This window comes from Pseudomonas sp. ICMP22404 (genome assembly GCF_006227205.1).
Taxonomy (GTDB): Bacteria; Pseudomonadota; Gammaproteobacteria; order Pseudomonadales; family Pseudomonadaceae; genus Aquipseudomonas.
The window spans coordinates 1-22,581 of the sequence record NZ_VCNG01000013.1; the positions used below are offsets into that span (position 1 = coordinate 1).

General features: G+C 61.4%; 17 protein-coding genes. 12 read left to right on the forward strand and 5 right to left on the reverse strand.

The window, feature by feature from the left end:
* Positions 1 to 218 precede the first annotated feature (218 nt).
* The 6 genes from recC (at position 219) to FGE05_RS21360 (ending at position 11,934) form a co-directional block, all read left to right on the forward strand.
* A complete protein-coding gene (gene recC, locus FGE05_RS21335; RefSeq protein ID WP_139648034.1) occupies positions 219 to 3,665 on the forward strand; it encodes an exodeoxyribonuclease V subunit gamma in 3,447 nt (1,148 codons plus the stop codon).
* A gap of 2 nt (positions 3,666 to 3,667) precedes the next feature.
* Positions 3,668 to 7,357, forward strand: coding sequence for an exodeoxyribonuclease V subunit beta (recB, locus tag FGE05_RS21340; RefSeq protein WP_139648036.1), 3,690 nt, complete (start codon positions 3,668 to 3,670; stop codon positions 7,355 to 7,357).
* Positions 7,354 to 9,450, forward strand: a complete 2,097-nt coding sequence (gene recD / locus FGE05_RS21345; protein WP_139648038.1) for an exodeoxyribonuclease V subunit alpha — start codon at positions 7,354 to 7,356, stop codon at positions 9,448 to 9,450. Before recB ends, recD begins: the two co-directional genes overlap by 4 nt.
* A gap of 135 nt (positions 9,451 to 9,585) precedes the next feature.
* A complete protein-coding gene (locus tag FGE05_RS21350; protein ID WP_139648041.1) occupies positions 9,586 to 10,161 on the forward strand; it encodes a YfiR family protein in 576 nt (191 codons plus the stop codon).
* Positions 10,158 to 11,408: a diguanylate cyclase domain-containing protein gene (locus FGE05_RS21355; protein ID WP_139648043.1), complete on the forward strand. Its 1,251-nt coding sequence runs from the start codon at positions 10,158 to 10,160 to the stop codon at positions 11,406 to 11,408. Before FGE05_RS21350 ends, FGE05_RS21355 begins: the two co-directional genes overlap by 4 nt.
* A gap of 73 nt (positions 11,409 to 11,481) precedes the next feature.
* Positions 11,482 to 11,934, forward strand: coding sequence for an OmpA family protein (locus FGE05_RS21360; protein ID WP_139648267.1), 453 nt, complete (start codon positions 11,482 to 11,484; stop codon positions 11,932 to 11,934).
* Here FGE05_RS21360 and FGE05_RS21365 read toward each other — a convergent pair.
* A complete protein-coding gene (locus FGE05_RS21365; protein WP_139648045.1) occupies positions 11,931 to 12,878 on the reverse strand; it encodes a LysR family transcriptional regulator in 948 nt (315 codons plus the stop codon). The two genes, FGE05_RS21360 and FGE05_RS21365, sit on opposite strands and share 4 nt — an antisense overlap.
* Before the next feature lie 139 nt (positions 12,879 to 13,017).
* On the opposite strand from FGE05_RS21365, the gene FGE05_RS21370 reads away from it, so the two are divergent.
* Positions 13,018 to 14,544 carry a CoA-acylating methylmalonate-semialdehyde dehydrogenase gene (locus tag FGE05_RS21370; RefSeq protein ID WP_139648047.1) on the forward strand — a complete coding sequence of 509 codons (1,527 nt, stop codon included), beginning with the start codon at positions 13,018 to 13,020 and terminating at the stop codon, positions 14,542 to 14,544.
* Positions 14,545 to 14,554: 10 nt separating this feature from the next.
* Entirely contained in the window at positions 14,555 to 15,442 is an 888-nt protein-coding gene (gene mmsB, locus FGE05_RS21375) for a 3-hydroxyisobutyrate dehydrogenase (RefSeq protein ID WP_139648049.1), read from the forward strand.
* Between the two features lie 74 nt (positions 15,443 to 15,516).
* Here mmsB and FGE05_RS21380 read toward each other — a convergent pair whose 3' ends face one another.
* Both FGE05_RS21380 and FGE05_RS21385 read right to left on the reverse strand, forming a co-directional pair.
* Positions 15,517 to 15,861 (reverse strand): cupin domain-containing protein, encoded by a 345-nt coding sequence (locus tag FGE05_RS21380; protein ID WP_139648051.1) that lies wholly within the window; start codon positions 15,859 to 15,861, stop codon positions 15,517 to 15,519.
* Between the two features lie 100 nt (positions 15,862 to 15,961).
* Complete coding sequence (locus FGE05_RS21385; protein WP_139648053.1) at positions 15,962 to 16,846, reverse strand: LysR family transcriptional regulator; 885 nt, start codon at positions 16,844 to 16,846, stop codon at positions 15,962 to 15,964.
* A 228-nt stretch (positions 16,847 to 17,074) separates the two neighbouring features.
* On the opposite strand from FGE05_RS21385, the gene FGE05_RS21390 reads away from it, so the two are divergent.
* Positions 17,075 to 17,839 (forward strand): sulfite exporter TauE/SafE family protein, encoded by a 765-nt coding sequence (locus FGE05_RS21390; RefSeq protein WP_139648055.1) that lies wholly within the window; start codon positions 17,075 to 17,077, stop codon positions 17,837 to 17,839.
* Here FGE05_RS21390 and FGE05_RS21395 read toward each other — a convergent pair.
* Complete coding sequence (locus FGE05_RS21395) at positions 17,829 to 18,140, reverse strand: putative quinol monooxygenase (protein WP_139648057.1); 312 nt, start codon at positions 18,138 to 18,140, stop codon at positions 17,829 to 17,831. The genes FGE05_RS21390 and FGE05_RS21395 overlap by 11 nt on opposite strands.
* A gap of 198 nt (positions 18,141 to 18,338) precedes the next feature.
* Here FGE05_RS21395 and FGE05_RS21400 point away from each other — a divergent pair, with 198 nt between their 5' ends.
* From FGE05_RS21400 to FGE05_RS21410, 3 genes are all read left to right on the forward strand, one after another.
* Positions 18,339 to 18,929 carry an NAD(P)H-dependent oxidoreductase gene (locus FGE05_RS21400; protein ID WP_139648059.1) on the forward strand — a complete coding sequence of 197 codons (591 nt, stop codon included), beginning with the start codon at positions 18,339 to 18,341 and terminating at the stop codon, positions 18,927 to 18,929.
* Between the two features lie 48 nt (positions 18,930 to 18,977).
* Positions 18,978 to 19,895 (forward strand): LysR family transcriptional regulator, encoded by a 918-nt coding sequence (locus tag FGE05_RS21405; RefSeq protein ID WP_139648060.1) that lies wholly within the window; start codon positions 18,978 to 18,980, stop codon positions 19,893 to 19,895.
* 96 nt (positions 19,896 to 19,991) lie between these two features.
* The gene (locus FGE05_RS21410; RefSeq protein ID WP_139648062.1) at positions 19,992 to 20,885 is read left to right on the forward strand and encodes an NAD-dependent epimerase/dehydratase family protein; all 894 of its coding nucleotides are present in this window, start codon (positions 19,992 to 19,994) and stop codon (positions 20,883 to 20,885) included.
* Positions 20,886 to 21,131: 246 nt separating this feature from the next.
* On the opposite strand, the gene FGE05_RS21415 is transcribed toward FGE05_RS21410, so the two are convergent.
* The gene (locus FGE05_RS21415; protein WP_139648064.1) at positions 21,132 to 22,577 is read right to left on the reverse strand and encodes a SulP family inorganic anion transporter; all 1,446 of its coding nucleotides are present in this window, start codon (positions 22,575 to 22,577) and stop codon (positions 21,132 to 21,134) included.
* Positions 22,578 to 22,581 lie beyond the last annotated feature (4 nt).

Sequence of the window (22,581 nt, forward strand, 5' to 3'; positions counted from 1 at the left end):
GAAACGATGCATCGCCGATGGTAGTGTGGGGTTTCCCCATGTGAGAGTAGGTCATCGTCAAGATTAAATTCCGAAACCCCTATCTGCTGACGCAGGTAGGGGTTTTGTTTTGCCCGTAGGAAAGTTCTTACGACAAGCGCGGACCGTTCCCGGCTGCTACAACCCCCCGACAGTGCTAAGGTTCGGCCCTAGCTTTTTGCATTTTCAAGGATGCCTTTATGCCGGACGCAACGTCCCTCAGCCCAGCCTTCATGGTGATTCATGGCAATCGCCTTGATGAGCTGCGCAGCCTGGTAATCAGCTTGATGCGACGTTATCCGCTGGCTCCGCTTGAGAATGAAATTGCACTGGTGCAGAGCAACGGTATTGCCCAATGGCTCAAGCTGGCACTGGCAGAGGATCCGGAAGACGACGATACCGGCGGCTGCGGCATTGCGGCAGCCATTGATGTACAACTGCCCGGCAGCTTCATGTGGCAGCTTTATCGAACGGTTTTGGGACGCGATGAGATTCCGGCCAAGTCCCTGCTGGATAAAGCCCCCCTCACCTGGCGACTGATGCGCCTTTTGCCACAGTTGATCGAGCAGCCTCATTTCGAGCCCCTGCGTCGGTTCCTCACCCACGACACTGATCTGCGCAAGCGCTATCAGTTATCCGAACGTCTTGCCGATCTGTTCGACCAGTATCAGGTGTACCGGGCCGACTGGCTCGAAGACTGGGCAGAGGGCCGGCACCAGACGAGAAATGTCCGAGGCGAAATCAAGGCGCTTGCGCCCGCTAATTGCTGGCAAGCCGAACTGTGGCGAGCCTTGCTGGTGGATGTGGGAGAAGAGGGCATGGCTCAAAGCCGTGCGGGCGTCCATCAACGGTACATTGAACGTATCAACAGCCTGGAAGCCGCTCCGAAAGGACTTCCTGCACGGGTGATAGTGTTTGGTATTTCCTCGCTACCGGCCCAGGCCCTGGAGGCGCTGGCCGGTCTGTCGCGGTTCAGCCAGGTTCTACTGTGTGTCCATAACCCTTGTCGTCATCATTGGGCGGACATCGTGGCCGACAAGGACCTGCTGCGCCATCAGTACAAACGTCAGGCACGCAAGGCCGGTATGCCCGCTATCCTCGATCCGCAGTCCCTGCATCAACATGCTCATCCGTTACTCGCGGCATGGGGCAAGCAGGGGCGCGACTATATCAACCTGCTCGACAGCTATGACGACCCCAATCGCTATCGCTCGGTGTTTCGCGACGGCCGAATCGACCTGTTCAGTGACGGCAATCCCACGACCCTGCTCAGCCAGTTGCAGGATGACATCCTTGAGCTGCGCCCCCTGGCTGAAACCCGGGAACGCTGGCCTGCCGTCGATACGGAGCGAGATGGATCGATCCGTTTCCACGTCGCCCACAGCGCCCAGCGTGAAGTCGAAATTCTGCATGACCAGTTATTGGCCCATTTCAGCGCGGACTCGACGCTACGTCCTCGGGACATCATCGTCATGGTTCCGGACATCGACAGTTATGCTCCGCATATCCGTGCCGTGTTCGGTCAGCTCGACAGGACGGATCCGCGCTTCATTCCCTTCACCCTCACCGACCAGGGACAGCGTGGACGCGATCCATTGCTGATTGCCGTCGAGCATTTGCTGAAGCTGCCCGATAGCCGCTTTCCCGTCAGCGAAATCCTCGACTTGTTGGATGTCCCGGCCCTGCGCAAGCGATTCGGCCTTGATGAGGCTGATTTGCCGACACTGCACCGTTGGATCGAGGGTGCCGGTATTCGTTGGGGCATGAACGCCGAACACCGCGCCGGGCTCGGTCTGCCCGCCGAGCTTGAGCAGAACAGCTGGCGGTTTGGTTTACGGCGGATGCTGTTGGGGTATGCCGTCGGCAGTTCGGACGCCTATGAAGGCATTGAACCCTATGACGAAATCGGTGGCCTTGACGCAGCGTTGATCGGGCCCCTGGCCGCATTACTGGATGCGCTGGACGTCGCCCATCAGTCGCTCACCGAGTCCGCATCTCCACAGGTGTGGGGATCGCGTCTGCGTGACTTGATGCAATTGTTTTTCCAGGCGAGCAGTGAGCATGACGACTATCTGCTGGCCCAGCTCGAAGACCTACGCGAAACCTGGCTGGAAACCTGCGAGTCGGTGGGGCTGCAGGATGAGTTGCCGCTGACGGTGGTACGGGAGGCTTGGCTGGCAGGTCTGGATCAAGGTCGGCTGTCCCAACGCTTTCTCGCCGGCGCGGTCAACTTCTGCACCTTGATGCCGATGCGTGCAATTCCCTTCAATCTGGTGTGCTTGCTGGGAATGAACGACGGCGATTATCCGAGAGCTCAGCCGCCGTTGGACTTCGATCTCATGGGCAGTGACTATCGGCCCGGTGATCGCTCCCGGCGTGAGGACGATCGTTATCTGCTATTGGAGGCGCTGCTGTCGGCCCGGGAAAAACTCTACATCAGCTGGGTAGGACGCAGTATCCGCGATAACAGCGAGCGACCCGCATCGGTATTGATCGGTCAGTTGCGGGATCATCTGTCCAGTGGATGGCGACTGGTCGACGACAGCAAGGACCTTCTCGAGGCGCTGACCCAGGAGCATCCCCTGCAACCGTTCAGCGCTCGTTATTTCCTTCAGGGTAATGAACTGTTCAGCTATGCCAGCGAGTGGCGGATGCTTCACGACAACCAGGACCATGGGAGCGGTGTCCAGGTGCTGGATCCCTATGTTCAGGAAGAGCCCCTGAGCCTTGGGCAATTGCAGGACTTCCTGCGCAACCCCGTCCGCCATTTTTTCAGCCAGCGACTCAAGGTGTTCTTCGAAGCCATCGAAGCCCCGCTGGCCGATGACGAGCCCTTCGTGCTCGATGCCCTTCAACGCTACAGTCTGAGCGACAGCTTGCTGGAAGCCGCCCTGGTGCGCCTGGACCAGCCGGATCTTGCCCTGGAGGCCCATGCCAAGCGTCTGCAGAACAGCGGCCTGTTACCGATGGCGGGTTTCGGTGAGTGCATGCAACGCGAACTGATCGAGCCTCTGCCGGGTCTGCTCCAGCGTTATCAGCAACTTCTGGCGTTATGGCCCACTCCGTTGACCAGCGCAGTGCCTGTCAGTCTCCAATTGCATGGCGTCAGTGTCGAAGGATGGCTCAGCGGCCTGCACCAGCGTTCCGACGGGGCGGTCCTTGCCATCACTGCCATACCCAACAGCATCGGCTCCGTCAGGACCCGGAAGTGGCACCGCCTGATACGTCCCTGGGTCAATCACCTCGTGGCGTGCGCCAGCGGACTGTCGATGACCACCGCATTGGTGGCCAGTGATGACAGCTTGCTGTTGGCACCTTTTGAAGAACCTGTGGCGCGAAGACTGCTCGGTGACCTGTTGCAGGCTTGGCAGTCGGGCATGCGCCAGCCGCTTCCGATTGCGGTGAAAACCGCCTTCGCCTGGCTTGGCCAGACGGATCCGGATAAAGCCGAGGCGGCGGCCCGAAAAGCCTACGAAGGCGATGGGCTGACCTCTGAAGGCGAGCGACGGGAGAGTCCGGCCCTGGCCCGGCAGTTTGCCGACTTCGATGCCCTGACGGCAGACGAGACATTTCCTGACTGGTGCGATGCGCTTTATCGGCCGCTGTTCGAGGCTCCATGGCGTTCCGCAATCGGCGAGGAGGCGTAATCATGAGTCGGCAGACACCTCTGGCTTTGGCGTTTCCCCTGCGCGGCAGCCAATTGATCGAAGCCAGTGCGGGCACTGGCAAGACCTTCACCATTTCAGCGCTGTACCTGCGACTGGTATTGGGCCATGGCGGCTCGGCGACCGGGTTCGGTCGTGAACTGCTTCCTCCACAAATCCTGGTCGTGACTTTTACGGACGCCGCCACCAAAGAGTTGCGCGAACGTATCCGCACGCGCCTGGCCGAAGCCGCGCGTTTCTTTCGGGATGAGATTCCGGCCCCCGATTCACTGATTGCCCAGTTGCGTGACGAGTTCGACGAAACGCAGTGGCCCGGTTGCGCCAATCGGCTGGACATCGCCGCGCAATGGATGGATGAAGCAGCGGTTTCGACCATTCATAGCTGGTGCCAGCGGATGTTGCGTGAACACGCCTTCGACAGCGGGAGCCTGTTCACCCAAACCCTGGAAACCGATCACAGCGAATTACTCGGCGAAGTGCTGCGCGATTATTGGCGGCTGTTCTGCTACTCGATGCAAGGTGAAGCGCTGAACTGGGTGCGCACCCATTGGGGAGGGCCTGCTGCCCTGCTGCCGCGGGTAAGGGGGCTGTTTTCCAGCGAGCGTGACAACGGTGAGGGGCTTGAGCCTGCCGAGCTCATCCTGGCATCGCTTCAGGAGCGCAGCGCCGCCTTGCTCGACCTCAAGGCGCCCTGGCGGCAATGGGCGGCGGAGCTGCTGGAGATCTGCCAGCAAGGCGTAGCCAACAAGAGCGTCGACGGGCGCAAGATGCAGGCTCGCTATTTCGAACCGTGGTTTCAGAAAATCTTCGCCTGGGTGGATGACGAGAGCCTCGAACTCCTGGATATCGGTACCGGGTTTACGCGGCTGACCCCCGAAGGCATGGCAGAGGCCTGGAAAGGCGAAGTGCCCAGCCATCCCGGGCTGGAGGCCATGGCCAGTCTCAAGGCCAGCCTGGAGGCGTTGCCCACCCCGGATGCAGCGGTGTTGCAGCATGCGGCCCAATGGGTGGGCGCGCGCTTTGAGGCAGAGAAGCGCCGACGCGCGGAGATGGGCTTCGACGACATGCTGCTGAGGCTGGACGCAGCCCTGCTGGCCGAGGGTGGAGAGCGTCTGGCGAGCCTGATACGCGAGCAGTTTCCGGTCGCGTTGATCGATGAGTTCCAGGATACCGATCCGGTTCAATACCGGATCTTCGAAAGCATCTACCGCATCGAAGACAATAACCCTGAGACGGGGCTGTTCCTGATCGGTGACCCGAAACAGGCCATCTATGCCTTTCGTGGCGCCGATATCCATACCTACCTGCGTGCCCGTGAGGCGACCGCAGGCAGGCTCCATACCCTGGGCACCAACTTCCGTTCCAGCCACGCCATGGTGGGCGCGGTAAACCATATTTTCCAGAACGCCGAATCCCGTCCGAACGGACGCGGTGCGTTCCTGTTTCGCGAAGCACCGGACCGGAACCCGGTGCCGTTCCTGCCCGTTGATGCCCAGGGCCGCAAGGAGTCCTTGCAGGTCGAGGGGCAGCCCCTTGCAGCGATGAACCTCTGGCACTTGCCGTCGGACAAGCCGCTCTCCGGTGCGGTCTATCGGCAGCAAATGGCGGCTGCCTGCGCCAGTGAGATCACGGCGCTTCTCAATGGCGGCCAGGCGGGGCACGACGGCTTCATCGAGGATGGAAAGGCACTGCGCGGGCTGTTGCCAGCGGATATCGCGATCCTGGTGCGGGACGGTAAAGAGGCGCAGGCGGTGCGGGATGAGTTGTCTGCCCGGGGCGTACGCAGTGTCTATCTGTCCGATAAGGATTCGGTGTTTGCCTCGCAGGAAGCGCGCGACCTGCTGATCTGGCTCAGGGCCTGTGCCGAACCGGATGTCGAGCGGCCATTGCGGTCTGCGCTGGCGAGCATCACGTTGAACCTGCCGCTCACGGAGCTGGAGCGACTCAACCGGGATGAGCTGGCCTGGGAAGCGCGGGTCATGCAGTTCCGTGGCTACCGTACGGTCTGGCGCACCCAGGGGGTGCTGCCCATGTTGCGGCGCCTGCTGCATGATTTCGAACTGCCCCAGGCCTTGATGGCGCGCAATGAGGGTGAGCGGGTGCTGACCAACCTGCTGCACCTCAGCGAGCTTCTGCAACAGGCAGCCGGTGAGCTGGACGGTGAACAGGCTCTGATCCGGCATCTGTCGGAGCACCTGGCCTTGTCCGGTCAGGCCGGAGAAGAGCAGATCCTGCGCCTGGAAAGCGATGAGCAGTTGGTCAAGGTGGTGACGATCCACAAGTCCAAGGGGCTGGAGTATCCGTTGGTGTTCCTGCCGTTCATCTGCTCGACGAAGCCAGTGGATGGCAGCCGGTTGCCCTTGCATTACCACGATGAGGCCGGCAGGGCACAAATCAGCCTGAAGCCATCAGCCGAACTGATAGCCAAAGCTGACGACGAACGTCTGGCCGAGGACCTGCGCCTGCTCTACGTGGCGCTTACCCGCGCCCAACATGCCTGCTGGTTGGGGGTTGCCGATCTCAAGCGGGGGAATAACAGCAGCTCGATCCTGCATCTGTCTGCGCTGGGGTATCTATTGGGTGGCGGTGCGCCGCTGTCCGATTCGGTGCAATTGCGGCGCTGGTTGGAAGACCTGCAACAAGGCAGTGCTGCGGTGAGTTGCCAGGAGATGCCCCAGGCCACCGACGAACGCTACCGTCCCCCGCGCAACGAAGCCGTGCTGCTCGCCCCCTTGAGGCCGGTACGCAAAGCCAGTGAAAACTGGTGGATTGCCTCGTATAGCGCCTTGCGCATCGGCGAGACCCTGAGTGCGGGCAGCGACACGGCGCCGGAAGATCCCCAGGCCCAGAAACTGTTCGACGATGAGCGGCTTGATCCGGATGCGCCCAGGGAAGTTGTCGCTATCGGGGGGGACATTCATCGCTTCCCCCGCGGCCCCAATCCCGGCACTTTCCTCCACGGCCTCCTTGAGTGGGTCGCCGGCGAAGGGTTTGCCGTCGCGCCAACGGCCATCGAGGACGCCATTGCCCGACGTTGCAATCGTCGAGGCTGGAAAGGCTGGATCACGACGCTCAGCGATTGGCTGCAGCACTTGATGGCAACGCCTATGCGGATTGGCAATGATCAGCCGCCGGTGGTGCTTGAGCGTTTGACCCGGTTCCAGGTCGAGATGGAGTTCTGGTTCGCCAGCCATAAGGTCGATGTGCTCAAGCTTGATGAGCTGGTTTGCCGATTCACCCATGGCGGTGTGGCCCGCGTCGCCGCGGAACCTGTGCTGCTCAACGGCATGTTCAAGGGATTCATCGACCTCACGTTCGAGCATGAAGGGCGATATTACGTGGCGGACTACAAATCCAATTGGCTGGGGAGCGATGACGCGGCTTATACCCCTCAAGCCATGGAGCAATCGATCCTCGACAATCGCTACGATCTGCAATATGTGCTGTACCTGTTGGCGCTGCATCGTCAGCTCAAGGCGCGCCTGCCCGACTATGACTACGACCGACATGTCGGCGGTGCGTTGTACCTGTTTCTCCGTGGCACCCGTGCGGCCAGTCAAGGGGTCTATTTCACCAAGCCGGCGCGAGCACTGATCGAACAATTGGATCGCCTTTTCCAAGGGGCGCCCGAGCCCAAGGCTGAGCCAGCATGGGTACAGGGAGAATTGCTATGAGTCGGACGTTTGTCGATCTGCTGCCCAAATCGTCGGACGACGAGAGCCTGGTCGAACTGGCGCCTTTGGACCGTGCAAATGATCTGCTGCTGTTGTTGACGCGCTGGGTCGAGCGCGGTTGGTTGCGCGCTCTGGACAAAGCCTTCGTTGCATTCCTTCATGAGCTGGCGCCCGACGACGATCCATTGGTGTTGCTCGCCGCGGCGCTCGCCAGTCATCAGCTGGGCCATGGACATGTCTGCCTGGACCTGTTCGAAACGCTCAAGGAGCCGGATTTTGCCTTGTCGCTTCCCCCCGAGGGCGATCCGCAAACGGGTGCGATGCTGTTGCCATCGCAAATACTGCGGACCCTGGAGGGAGCTCATTGGTGCAAGACCCTGGCGTCCAGCCGTCTGGTGGCCTTGGCTGCCGATGAGCGCGAGCAGGCGCTGCAACGCCCGTTGGTGCTGTCCGGTAAACGTCTTTATCTGCGGCGATACTGGACCTATGAGCGGCAGATCGATGAGGCGTTGCGTCAACGGCTGGCCGAACAGGAAGCCACCCCCGTCGATCTGGGCGAGCGCCTGAACGGGCTGTTCGGGCCAGCCGCTGCCGCAGGTCCGATCGACTGGCAGAAACTGGCCTGTGCCCTGGCGACCCGGCGCGCCTTCAGCATCGTGACCGGCGGTCCTGGCACCGGCAAGACCACCACCGTCGTGCGTTTGCTGGCGCTGCTTCAGGCTCCCGCCGTCGAGGCCGGAAAGCCGCTGCGGATTCGCCTGGCAGCGCCTACCGGCAAGGCGGCGGCGCGCCTGACCGAATCCATCAGCCAACAGGTCCGGACCCTGGACGTCCCCGATGCCGTGCGCGAGCGGATTCCTTGTGACGTCACCACTGTCCATCGTTTGTTGGGCAGCCGGCCGGGAACCCGGCATTTTCGGCACCATGGGGGGAATCGGTTGCCACTGGACGTACTGGTGATCGATGAGGCGTCCATGATCGATCTGGAGATGATGGCCAATCTACTGGATGCGTTGCCGCCCCATGCGCGGTTGGTGCTGCTCGGGGACAAGGATCAGTTGGCCTCGGTGGAGGCCGGAGCGGTGCTGGCGGATTTGTGTCGGGATGCCGAGGAGGGCTGGTACGACGCCAGAACCCGGGCCTGGCTTGAATCGGTCAGCGGCGAAGACCTGGCGGCCAGTGACCTGCAGCAAGACATCGATGGCACTCATCCGTTGGCACAGCAGGTCGTCATGCTCCGGCACTCCCGCCGTTTCGGCGAGGGCAGCGGTATCGGCCAACTGGCTCGATGGGTCAACCAACAGCAGCCCGAAAAGGCGCGTCAGTTGCTGGTGGGCAAGCAACATGCCGATCTGTTTTCCCTGGCCTTGAAAGGTGAGCATGACGGAGCGCTGGAGCACTTGCTGCTTGAAGGCCAGGCAGAAGGTCCCCAGGGTTATCGGCATTACCTGAGCCTGCTGCGGCAACGACGTCCGGCAGCTACCCGTCCACTGGCGGATGCCTGCTGGGTCGATTGGGCTCGGGAGGTCCTTTCTGCATTCGACGCTTTCCAACTGCTCTGTGCCGTGCGTAGAGGCCCGTGGGGTGTGGAAGGGTTGAACCAGAGAGTGACTACTGCGCTGCTCAAGGCCCGTCTTATCGACAGCGATCATCAGTGGTACGAGGGCCGTCCGGTCTTGATGACCCGCAACGACTATGGTCTGGGGTTGATGAACGGCGACATCGGGATTGCCCTCAAATTGCCCGAGCATGATGGACCGGACGCGGGCAAGCAGGTCCTGCGTGTGGCGTTCCCTCGCAACGACGGACAGGGCGGTGTGCGCTTCGTCCTGCCCAGCCGCTTGAATGATGTGGAAACGGTGTATGCCATGACCGTGCATAAATCCCAGGGCTCGGAATTCACCCATACGGCGCTGATTCTTCCGGATGCGTTGAACCCCGTATTGACCAAGGAGCTGGTGTACACAGCCATTACCCGGGCCAAGCAGTGGTTCAGCCTGATCGAGCCACGGCCAGGGATATTCGAGGAAGCGGTTCGGCGTAGGGTCAAGCGCCTGAGCGGGCTGATGCTGGATCTGGAGTCTCGGAGCTGAATGAACAGACGTTCATGACAATGGATTTAATGACGTCGATTTTTTGTCGGAAATCGCCGTAAAGGCGTTGTCTCGCTGGCTTTTTGGCACTGTGCTATCGTTCCGACATTTACTGGATCGATCAAGAGATTTTCCATGGGTGGGGCTGTTCGGCAAGCACTGCGCGCCAAGGACTGGAGGCATTATCTGCTCGCCAGTTTTTTGTGTTTGCTGTCGCCTGTCCTGGTGGCTGAAAACCAAGAGCCCGTGACTCACGCGCAAGTGCGGGCCGAGGCGGTGACCCAGGTCGTATTGGGCATTCTCAGCTACGCCCGTTGGCCTGTGGAGCCAACCCAACTGCAGCTCTGCATTGTCGGGCCGACCCAATACACCGACGATCTGGTCAAAGGCACAATCCAAGCCACTGGTCGAACGGTGAACGTGCAGCGCTTGCTGGCAGATCACCCCGGCATCGCCGATGAATGCAACGCGGTCTATGTCGGCAGGCTGACCGCCGATGAGCACGCTCAACTGTTCGCTTCCTTGTCCGGCAAACCGGTATTGAGCATCAGCGAAGGCGGTGACCAGTGCACCGTGGGCAGCCTGTTCTGTCTGCGGGTGGGTGATGAACAAGTGGCGTTCGAGGTCAACCTCGATTCGGTCGCGCGCAGTGGCGTACGCATCCACCCGAGTGTCTTGCAACTTTCACGTCGCAGGTCAGCGGCGCCATGAACCTGCCAGCCTCGCGTATCCGTCCCACCCTGGGCTCGGTCATCGGTCGCGGCCATCTGATCGTTGCGCTGGTGGCGGTGGCCATGGCCAGTGTCTCCCTGACGTTGCTGGGGGTACTGGCGTTACGGGTTTACGCTGATCACAACCTGCACCTGATTGCTCGGTCGATCAACTACACCGTGGAGGCGGCCGTTGTATTCGATGACTCGGTGGCAGCCACCGAGGCGCTGGCATTGATTGCCACCACCGAAGAGGTCGCCGATGCCCGGGTATTCAATGAGCATGGCCGTCTGTTGGCGCATTGGCAGCGACCGGAAACCGGTCTGCTGTCGGAACTGGAGATGCACATCGCCAAGGCATTCCTGGAAAAACCCATCAGCATGCCGATCCTTCATCAAGGGCAGGCCGTTGGCAGTGTCCACCTGGCGGGGCATGGCGGCAGCCTGTTGCGCTTTTTGCTCAGCGGTCTGGCGGGGATCATCGTGTGCACGGCGGTGAGTGCCTGGGTGGCGTTGTACTTGGCCCGGCGCCAGTTGCAGGCGATCACCGGCCCCCTGCGCAGCCTGGCGGATGTGGCCCACGCGGCACGCAGCGAGCGAGCCCTGGATCGACGGGTGCCGCCGGCTGCCATTGCTGAACTGGATAATCTGGGTAACGACTTCAACGCGTTGCTCGCCGAACTTGAATCCTGGCAGACCCACCTGCAGAGCGAGAACGAAACCCTGGCCCATCAGGCCAGCCACGACAGCCTGACCGGACTGCCGAACCGGGCGTTTTTCGAAGGCCGGCTGATTCGTGCCTTGCGCAATGCCAGCAAGCTCGATGAGCAGGTGGCGGTGTTGTACCTGGACAGTGATCGGTTCAAGGGCATCAATGACAATTTCGGTCACGCTGCCGGTGATGCCGTGCTGACGGCGGTGGCGACCCGGGTCCGTGCCCAGCTTCGTGAGGATGACCTGGTGGCGCGCCTTGGGGGGGACGAGTTCGCGGTGCTGCTTGCACCGTTGCACAAGCTCGAGGACGCCGAACGGATCGCTGAGAAGATCATCGCCAGCATGGATGTACCGATTCAATTGCCCGGTAACGCTTCGGTGCTGACCTCGCTCAGCGTCGGCATTGCGGTTTATCCCGATCATGGCGCCACTCCAGGCGCCTTGCTGCATGCCGCCGACGCAGCGATGTACCAGGCCAAGCGCCTTGCCCGAGGCGGCCAACATTCGATGGGGACGGAGCACCCCGTTGCCTAACTTCAAAACCAGGAGCTGACGCGTGCGTTCATACCCTCAATCTGTCCTGCAAATATTCATTTCATTTGTGTTCATGGCCGTCCTGGCCCTGAGCGGTTGCCAGACGGCACCGCCAAAAGGCCTTACACCTGCGCAGATTGCCGTGCTCAAGCAGCAAGGGTTCAAACTGACCGACGAGGGTTGGGCGTTCGGTCTGTCGGGCAAGGTACTGTTTGGCAGCGACGTGGAAAGCCTGAATGAAGCCAGCACAGAAATCGTCGAGCGAATCGGCAAGGCGCTGCTGGAGGCTGGAATCGAACGGGTACGCGTCGATGGTCATACCGATGCATCGGGTTCCCAGGCCTATAACGATCAACTGTCGATACGTCGGGCCAATAGCGTGAGCAAGGTGCTGATTGGCGTTGGCATGCGCGAAGAAAACATTCAGTCCCGCGGCCTGGGCAGCAGCAAACCGGTCGCATCCAACGACACAGTCGAAGGCCGGACGGAGAACCGTCGTGTGGCCATTGTGGTCATTGCCGATTAATCGGCAAATACCATTTCCCGGGTCTCGCCCATCAGCAGGGCCCGATTCTGTTCGGTCACCTCTCTGATGTAATCCCACAACAACGTAATCCGCTTGAGCTTGCGCAGATCCTCCCGGCAGTACATCCAGAACTGCCGGGTGATAGTGATGTCCTCCGGCAATACCGGCAGCAACCGTGGATCCTGGGCGGCGAGGAAGCACGGCAGAATCGCCAGCGAACGTCCTTGCTGCGCCGCCACGAACTGCGCAATCACGCTGGTACTGCGCAGATGGGCGCTGGCGTCGGGTAGCACGTTTGCCAGGTAGAGCAGCTCTGAACTGAACGCCAGGTCATCCACGTAGCTGATGAACGAGTGCTTGCTCAGGTCGGACGGACGGTGGATGGGCGGATGGCTGTCCAGATAGGGCTGGGTGGCATAGAGCTGCAACCGGTAGTCACACAGTTTGCAGCATACGTAGGGGCCATGTTCGGGGCGTTCCAGAGCGATGACAATGTCGGCCTCGCGCTTGGAGAGGCTGATGAAGTGCGGCAGCGGCAGAATGTCCACCGAGATGGCGGGATAGGCGTCGACGAAGTGGCTCAGTTGCGGGGTGATGAAGTAGCTGCCAAAGCCTTCCGTGCAGCCCATGCGCACATGACCGGACAGCGCGACGCCCGAGCCGGACACCTGTTCGCAGGCCATGTGCAGGGTGCTTTCAATCGATTCGGCGTAGCTCAGCAGGCGTTGCCCTTCGGCGGTCAGCACGAAGCCGTTGGTCCGGGATTTTTCGAACAGCAGCGTTCCCAATGAAGCTTCCAGCGAGCTGATGCGTCGCGACACCGTGGTGTAGTCGACGCCGAGGCGCTTGGCTGCCGTGCTGGCTTTGCGGGTGCGGGCCACTTCGAGGAAAAACTTGAGGTCGTCCCAGTTCAGCGAACCGAGGGAGGTGATGTTTTTTTGCATGATGGACCGGTTTTTATGTGCGTTCTTATTAGAAGTTTGCACATCTATACTCCAAAAATCGTCTCATCACCAAGGTGTCTTTTGCGCCTTGGTCTCTGCTGAATCAACGCTCTCTATAAGAACAATCCCGGAGGCCAGCATGAACGTTTCCCTCACGCCCAGTGACACCACCCTGCAGACCGTTAAGCTGTTGATCGACGGCGAGTGGGTTGAATCCCGTTCCAGCGAATGGCACGACATCGTCAACCCGGCCACCCAGCAAGTGTTGGCGAAGGTCCCGTTTGCCACCGCATCGGAAGTCGATGCCGCCATTGCCGCTGCCCAGCGTGCCTTCCAGACCTGGAAACTGACGCCCATCGGTGCGCGCATGCGCATCATGCTCAAGCTCCAGGCGTTGATTCGCGAACATTCCAAACGCATTGCCGCCGTGCTCAGCGCGGAGCAGGGCAAGACCCTCGCGGACGCCGAAGGCGATATTTTCCGTGGCCTGGAAGTGGTCGAGCACGCCTGCTCCATCGGCACCCTGCAGATGGGCGAGTTTGCCGAGAACGTCGCCGGTGGCGTAGACACCTACACGCTGCGCCAGCCGATCGGTGTCTGCGCGGGCATCACGCCGTTCAACTTCCCGGCAATGATTCCGCTGTGGATGTTCCCGATGGCCATCGCCTGCGGCAACACCTTTGTCCTCAAGCCATCGGAACAGGATCCGCTGTCGACCATGTTGCTGGTCGAACTGGCGGTCGAAGCCGGTGTGCCGGCGGGTGTGCTCAACGTGGTGCATGGCGGCAAGGACGTGGTGGATGCGCTTTGCACTCACAAGGACATCAAAGCCGTTTCGTTTGTCGGCTCGACGGCGGTCGGCACCCATGTGTATGACCTGGCGGGACGTCATGGCAAGCGCGTGCAGTCGATGATGGGGGCGAAGAACCACGCGGTGGTGCTGCCGGATGCCAATCGCGAACAAACCCTCAATGCCCTGGTTGGGGCCGGTTTCGGCGCGGCGGGCCAGCGTTGCATGGCGACCTCCGTGGTGGTGATGGTGGGCGCGGCCAGGCAATGGCTGCCGGACCTGAAAACGCTGGCGCAGAAACTCAAGGTCAACGCCGGGAGTGAGCCGGGCACCGACATCGGCCCGGTGATTTCCAAGCGGGCCAAGGCGCGGATCCTCGAATTGATCGAGAGCGGCGTGCAGCAGGGCGCGAAGCTGGAGCTCGATGGCCGGGGCGTCAGCGTGCCGGGCTTCGAACAGGGCAACTTCGTCGGGCCAACGCTGTTTTCCGGCGTGACCACCGACATGCGTATCTACACCGAAGAGATTTTCGGGCCGGTGCTGGTGGTGCTGGAAGTCGACACCCTCGACGAGGCGATTGCCCTGGTCAACGCCAACCCGTTTGGCAATGGCACAGGCCTGTTCACCCAAAGCGGCGCGGCGGCGCGCAAGTTCCAGAGTGAAATCGACGTCGGTCAGGTAGGGATCAATATCCCGATTCCGGTGCCGGTGCCGTTTTTCAGCTTCACCGGCTCCCGCGGTTCGAAACTCGGTGACCTTGGTCCATACGGCAAACAGGTGGTGCAGTTCTACACTCAGACCAAGACCGTTACCGCGCGCTGGTTCGATGATGACAGCGTGAATGACGGCGTGAACACCACCATCAACCTGCGCTAAGGAGTCGGACATGAACATCGCATTTATCGGCCTGGGCAACATGGGCGCGCCCATGGCGCGCAACCTGCTCAAGGCCGGCCATTCGCTGAACCTGTTCGACCTGAACCAGGCCGTGCTGGCCGAACTCGCGGCGTTGGGCGGCACGGTCAGTGCCTCGCCTCGCGATGCGGCCCAAGGCGCGGCGCTGGTGATTACCATGCTGCCGGCCGCCGCTCATGTGCGCAGCGTCTGGTTGGGTGAAGACGGCGTGCTGGCCGGCATTGCCGCCGGTACGCCAGCGGTTGATTGCAGCACGATCGATCCGCAGACCGCTCGCGACGTCGCCGCCGCTGCCGCCAAGCAAGGCGTGGCGATGGCCGATGCGCCGGTCTCGGGTGGCACCGGCGGTGCGGCGGCTGGCACGTTGACCTTCATGGTCGGTGCCACCGCCGAGTTGTTCGCCACCTTGCAACCGGTGTTGGCGCAGATGGGCCGTAACATCGTCCATTGCGGCGAAGTCGGCACCGGCCAGATCGCCAAGATTTGTAACAACCTGCTGTTGGGCATCTCGATGGTGGGCGTCAGCGAGGCCATGGCCCTGGGCGATGCCTTGGGAATCGACACCCAAGTGCTGGCCGGCATCATCAACAGTTCCACGGGGCGTTGCTGGAGTTCGGATACCTACAACCCATGGCCGGGCGTGATCGAAACGGCACCCGCCTCCCGTGGCTACACCGGTGGTTTCGGTGCCGACCTGATGCTCAAGGATCTGGGCCTGGCCACCGAAGCCGCCAGGCAGGTTCATCAGCCGGTGGTGCTGGGTGCAGTGGCGCAGCAGCTATATCAAGCGATGAGCCAGAGAGGCGAGGGCGGCAAGGATTTTTCGGCCATCGTTAACAGCTATCGCAAGCCTCAATAAACGCGAGGCGGATCGTGGCGAGGGGCGTGAGTGCAGTGTCCTCGCCACACGTGCCGCAGATGTATCGAACCGCGTCAGGCAAAGACGAAGTATTTGCGCACGGTTTCAACCACTTCCCAGGTGCCTTTCATCCCAGGCTCGATGACAAAGATGTCACCGGCCCGCAGATGGATGGGTTCCATGCCTTCCGGGGTGATGATGCAGTAGCCTTCCTGGAAGTGGCAGTATTCCCACTTTACGTATTCCACGTACCATTTGCCCGGCGTGCAGATCCAGGTGCCCATGATTTTGCTGCCATCTTCGCTGGTGTAGGCGTTGAGGTTGACGGTATGCGGGTCGCCTGCGAGCTTCTCCCATTTGCAGGCATCGAGTACGGGCAGCGGATGGGTATCGCGCAGGACGGTGATAGGTGCGGTCATGTGGACTCCGGGCAATGGACGTAAGCTGAAGAGGCACCCTATAGGCGTCTGCGTTCCTCCAGTTGTCTGTACTCGACATCGGGCTACCCAGAAACGCAAATCAATGCTCGGACAGATGCACGGCGAGAGCCTTGGCATAGGCCGGCAACGCCTCGAAATTACGAGCCGCCAACAACAGGGCCCGTTGTGCCCAGGCCTCGTGCAGCGGCACGCACCGATACGATGGCCCGGCAGATCGACGGTCGATGGCGGCCCTCGGCACGATGGCGATACCTGCGCCATGGGCCACCATGCGAATCATCCCATCGAAACTGTCGGCGCGAATGCGGATTCGCATGCGTAACCCGGTGTGCAGGGCCTGCTCTTCGAGGTACACCGCCAGGGCGTTAGAGGCGTTCAGGCCCACGTAATCATGATGGAGGGTTTCGCTGAAGCTCACCGCGCGACCGTCGGCCAATGGATGTTCGGACGGTAGGATCAATACCAGTGGATCGTTGCGAAAAGGCCGGGTCTGAAGGTCATCGGTGTCGACTGCGTCGGATACCACACCCAGGTCTGCCGCACCCTGGCGCAAGGCATGGGTGATGCGTGAGCTGGGCAGTTCCTGCAGGTCGATGTCGAGATTGGGATGGTCCTTGAGGAAAGTGGCCAGCAACTCGGGCAGGTATTCGCTCATGGCGCTGGTGTTGCACAGCAGCCGTACCCGGCCCTTGACCCCCTTGGCGTACTCCGCCAAATCCTGCTGCAAGTGCTCCGCGTGTTGCAGCAACACCCGGGCATGCTGCGCCAGGGCCTTGCCGGCCGGCGTGGGCGTCACGCCACGCCGCCCGCGTTCGAGCAATTCGGTGCCCAGGGACGCTTCCATGGCACGGACCCGCGCACTCGCCGCCGCCAGGGACAGGTGACTGCGGGTTGCACCGGCGGTGATGTTGCCGGTGTCGAGGATGTTCAGGTAGAGGCGCAGGTCGGTGAGGTCGAAGTGCATGGGGGGATCCTGTGCCGGGTTTTGTGGTGTCTGATGGATTGCCATCGCGAGCAGGCTCGCTCCCACAGTGATCGGTGTGAGCACAAGATTTGTGTTCACCCTGTGGGAGCGAGCCTGCTCGCGAAGGGGCCAGTAGCACCGCCAAAGTCTTCAGCCTCTTGTTGAGCAAGAGGCAGGCTCAGTATATGGCAGATTTCAAAACGATCCGCTTGGGCCCAGGATAGCCCCATGGACACCTTCATCGCTTTCTATCAGAACCTCGGGCCGGCGCTATCGCTGTTGGTCATCGCCACGTTCCTGCTGGCCGGTACGATCAAGGGGGTGATCGGCCTCGGCCTGCCGACCATTTCCATGGGGTTACTCGGGCTGGCTATGGCTCCGGTGCAGGCTGCCGCATTGCTCATCATCCCGGCCACTTTGACCAACCTCTGGCAACTGGCCTTCGGCGGTCACTTGCGTACCTTGATCCGGCGCTTGTGGCCGCTGTTGCTGGCGATTTTCCTCGGCACCGGCCTTGGAACCTTGTGGATTGGCATGGCGGGCGGTCCCTGGGTGGTGCGGGCCTTGGGCGGCGCGTTATTGGTATACGCCCTGAGTGGACTGGCGCTGCCGACGCTCCGGGTCGGCGGCCACGTTGAACCCTGGCTCGCCCCGCTCTGCGGGCTGCTGACCGGTGTCATCACGTCCGCCACGGGTGTGTTTGTCATTCCGGCGGTGCCTTATCTGCAAGCACTGGGCTTGAGCAAGGACGAGTTGGTGCAGGCCCTGGGTCTGTCCTTCACCGTATCGACATTGGCCCTGGCGGCCGGCCTGTTGTGGCGCGGCGCCTTGGGCGGGGGTGAACTGTGCGCGTCGATGCTGGCGTTGGCACCGGCGCTGCTTGGGATGTGGCTGGGGCAGTGGTTGCGCCAACGGATCAGCGCCATGTTATTTCGGCGGGTGTTTTTCATTGGCCTTGGCGGCCTTGGCACTCATTTGCTGATCAGCGGCTAGACGAGGCACTCAGCATCTCGACGCGGCGGATCTCGAAGTCGCGCTCCAGGTAATCCATACGATGTTCAAAGAACTGCTTCATGTGTGGCAGATTCGAATGCACGTCCAGGTGGGCCTGGGATTGCCAGATTTCATAGAAGATAAACAGCGTCGGATCCTGTTGGTCCCGCAGCATGTGATATTCGATGCAGCCCGGTTCGGCGCGACTCGGTTCGACGTAGGCGCGAAACAGGGCTTCGAAGGCTTCGGCTTTTTCCGGGCGGGTCTTGGCGTGGAGGATGAAACCATGCAGTTCGCTCATCGCGTGTCTCCTGAGTGAAAGTGAGTTGAATCCTACGGCAACAATCGGCTGTTGATTCGTGCATGTAAGTCAAAACAGTTTTGCCTCGGTTGCGCTTACTCCGCGTGACGCTCATCGGTAGTCTGCCCCCCATCTTTTCCAACCCTTTCCATTCGGCAGCCCTGCGTGGCGCTCGCCATGGACCCGATGAGGCTCCCCATGAAAAAAGTCCTGCTGCTCAACGGTGGTAAACAATTCGCTCACTCCGACGGCCGCTACAACGCGACCCTCCACGACACGGCCCTGAGTGTGTTGGACCGTGGTGGCCTGGACGTGAAAAGCACGTTCATCGACGGTGGCTACGACATCAAGGAAGAGGTCGCCAAGTTTCTCTGGGCCGATGTCGTCATCTATCAGATGCCGGGCTGGTGGATGGGCGCGCCATGGACCGTGAAGAAGTACATCGACGAAGTGTTCACCGAAGGTCATGGCAGTCTATACGCCAGCGACGGCCGCACCCGCTCCGACGCCTCGCAGAAGTACGGCAGCGGTGGCCTGGTGCATGGCAAGCAATACATGTTGTCGCTGACCTGGAACGCCCCGCAGCAGGCCTTCGATGATCCGACCGACTTCTTCGAAGGCAAGGGTGTGGACGCGGTGTATTTCCCGTTCCACAAGGCCAACCAGTTCCTGGGCATGACCGGCTTGCCGACCTTCCTGTGCGTCGACGTGATGAAGCGTCCGAACATAGAGGCTGATGTGGCGCGGTATGAACAGCATTTGATCGAGGTATTCGGCCTTTCGCGGTAATCCGGCTACTCTCGCCACATTGACTGTGCATCCGATGAGAGGACATTTGTGAAAGCCAGATCCGACGAGTTGCAGATCTTCGTCTGCGTGATCGAGTGCGGGTCGATTTCCGCCGCCGCCGAGCAGGTCGGGCAGACGCCGTCGGCGGTCAGTCGCACGTTGTCCCGACTGGAAGCCAAGCTCGACACCACGCTGATCAACCGCACCACTCGACGCATGGACCTGACCGAGGAGGGCCGGTATTTCTTCGAACAGGCCAAAAGCATTCTCGACCAGTTGGAAGCGTTGGAGGAACGCTTGTCCTCCCGCCAGCAGAAGCCTTCAGGGCGGTTGCGGATCAACGCTGCGTCGCCGTTCATGCTGCATGCCATCGTGCCGCACATCGATGAGTTCCGCAGGCTCTACCCGGACATCCAGCTCGAGCTCAACACCAATGACCTGATCATTGATTTGCTCGAGCAGAGCACCGACGTCGCCATCCGCATCGGCGCCCTCACCGATTCGACGTTGCATGCCCGTCCCCTGGGTTGCAGTCCGTTGCACATCCTGGCCAGCCCTGCCTATCTGGAGCGGCACGGTACGCCTTCAACCGTCGCCGAACTGACGGAGCATGCATTGCTGGGGTTTGCCCAGAACGATGGCCTCAACCAATGGCCTCTGCGCCATCTTCACGGCGACCGTTGGCCCATCCAGGCGGCCATCAGCGCGTCCAGTGGCGAAACGGTGCGCCACCTGGCGCTGCAAGGGCAGGGCATCGCCTGTCTGTCGGATTTCATGACCCGCGACGACATCCGTGCCGGTCGATTGAAGGTGCTGCTGGCCGAGACCAATAGCGGGTACCGCCAGCCGATCAACGCCGTCTACTACCGCAACTCTCAGTTGGCGTTGCGCATTCAGTGCTTTCTGGACTTCATCCAGGACAAACTCGCCGAATACGCCTCGCGGGATTTTGAGACTGATTCGTGACTTCAAGGCAAGAGTGATTTGGGCAATGTGGACTGTTTCGCCAAGGATCGGTCCTCGATACTCGTTCCATCACTGATCCTGCCAAGGAGTTTTTCCATGAACGTATTCGTCACTGGCGCTGCCGGTTTTATTGGCGGCTCCATTGCCACCGGTCTGGTTCGGGCCGGGCATCAAGTCATCGGCCTGGTACGCAGCGCCGAGCAGGCGAGAGAGCTCACTGCCCTGGGTATCCAGCCGGTGATCGGTACCCTGGAAGACAGCGCGTTGCTGACCGCACAGGCCCGCGCCGCCGATGCGGTGATCAACGCCGCCAGCAGCGACCATCGCGGCGCGGTCGAAGCGCTGCTCGAGGGCCTCAGGGGCTCGAACAAAGTCCTGCTGCACACCAGCGGTTCGAGCATTGTCGGCGATGCTTCGGGTGGTCTTGCCAGTGCTGACATCTACCAGGAGAACAACCTGCCGGAGCCTACCGTCGACAAGGCTGATCGTGTCGCGATCGATAACCTCGTCCTTGACGCGGCAAAGGACGGCGTGAACTCGGCGGTGATCTGCAACACCTTGATCTACGGCCACAGCCTGGGTGTCAAACGCGACAGCGTGCAACTGCCGCGCCTGCTCAAGCAGGCTCGTAAAAGCGGGGTGGTGCGGCATGTCGGACCGGGGCGGAATATCTGGTCCAACGTGCACATCGAGGACGTGGTCGAGTTGTACCGGCTCGCCCTGACCCGCAACCTGCCTGGCACGTTCTACTTCGTCGAAAGCGGCGAGGCCTCGTTCCTCGACATGACCACGGCCATGGCCCGGGCGCTGAACCTTGGCGAACCCCAGGACTGGCCGCTGGCCGATGCCGAGGCCGAGTGGGGCTATGAAATGGCCAACTACGGCCTGGGCTCCAACAGCCGCGTGCGAGGACTGCATGCCCGCGAACTGCTGGGCTGGGCACCGAAGCGGACGTCGGTGGTGGAGTGGATTCTCAACGAAATGGTGTAAGACGCAGCACTTCCCCCTGTGGGAGCGGGCTTGCTCGCGAAGGCGTCAGACCGGTCAATCATGAGTTGGCTGATGCACCGCCATCGCGAGCAAGCCCGCTCCCACAGTTGTTCAGCGACGACCGCAAAATCCCGATCCAGCCCGGTTCCCCTGTGGGAGCGAGCCCGCTCGCGATGGCGTCAGGCCGGTCAATCTTGAGTCGGCTGATAGACCGCTTTCGCGAGCAAGCCCGCTCCCACAGTTGCATCAGTCGTGGTGCACGCCGGCACGCTTGAGCATCTGCTTGCAGCGCTCCGAGAGGTGGAACACCCGCAGGTGTTTGCCGGCCTTGCTGTAGCGTTCACGCAGGGTCTTCAGAGCGGCGATGGCCGAGTAATCGACGAAGCGCAGGTGACGGCAGTCCAGGGTCACGTGGGTTGGATCGTTCGTCGGGTCGAATTGGTTGAGGAACGGCGTGGTCGAGGCGAAGAACAGCGTGCCGTGCAGGCGATAGAGTTTGCTACCGTCAGCCTCCAGGTGGGTATCGGCGTAGAGTTCCCGGGCTTGTACCCAGGCGAAGTTGAGCGCTGCGACGATGATCCCGCACAGTACCGCCACGGCCAGGTCGGTGAACACGGTGATGAGGGTCACGGCCATGATGACCAGCACGTCATTCGCCGGCACCTTGTTGATCACCCGCAGCGAGGCCCAGGCAAAGGTCTGCTGCGCCACGACGAACATCACGCCCACCAGGGCAGCAAGCGGGATGCGCTCGATCAGTGGCGACAGGAACAAGACGAACAGCAACACCATCACCCCGGCCACTGCCCCGGACAACCGGCCGCGTCCCCCCGAGCTGAGGTTGATCACCGTCTGGCCGATCATGGCGCAACCGCCCATGCCGCCGAACAGACCGGAGGCGATATTGGCCGCGCCGAGCGCCACGCACTCGCGGTCCGGATAACCGCGGCTTTCGGTGATTTCGTCGGTCAGGTTCAGGGTCAACAGGGTTTCCAGCAAACCGACCATCGCCATGATCACCGCATAGGGCAGCACGATCTGCAGGGTTTCCAGGTTCCAGGGAATGCCCGGCAAGGCAAAGTCGGGTAGGCCACCGGCAATGTGTGCCATGTCGCCCAGCGTGCGGGTGGGCAGGCCGAGCAGGTAGACCGCCAGGCCGACCCCGAGAATCGCCACCAGGGCTGGCGGCACGCTACGGGTCAGGCGTGGCAGTAGGTAGACAATGGCCATGGTCAGCGCCACCAGGCCCGCCATCCAGTACAACGGTGCGCCACTGAGCCAGGCCTCACCGTTCTTGAAATGCTCCAGTTGGGCCAGTGCAATGACAATCGCCAGGCCGTTGACGAAGCCGAGCATCACCGGGTGCGGCACCATGCGCACCAGCTTGCCCAGCCGCAACAGCCCGAATGCCATCATGATCAGCCCACCCAGCAACACCGTGGCCAGCAGGTACTGCACGCCGTGTTGCACTACCAGTGCGACGATCACCACCGCCATCGACCCCGCTGCGCCTGACACCATGCCCGGCCGTCCGCCAAACAGCGCGGTCAGGGTGCAGATGATGAAAGCGCCGTACAGCCCCATCAGTGGGTTGAGATGGGCCACCAGGGCGAAGGCGATACATTCGGGGAGCAAGGCGAAAGACGTGGTGAGGCCGGCGAGGACGTCGGCGCGAAGGCGTGCTGGTTTCATGGTT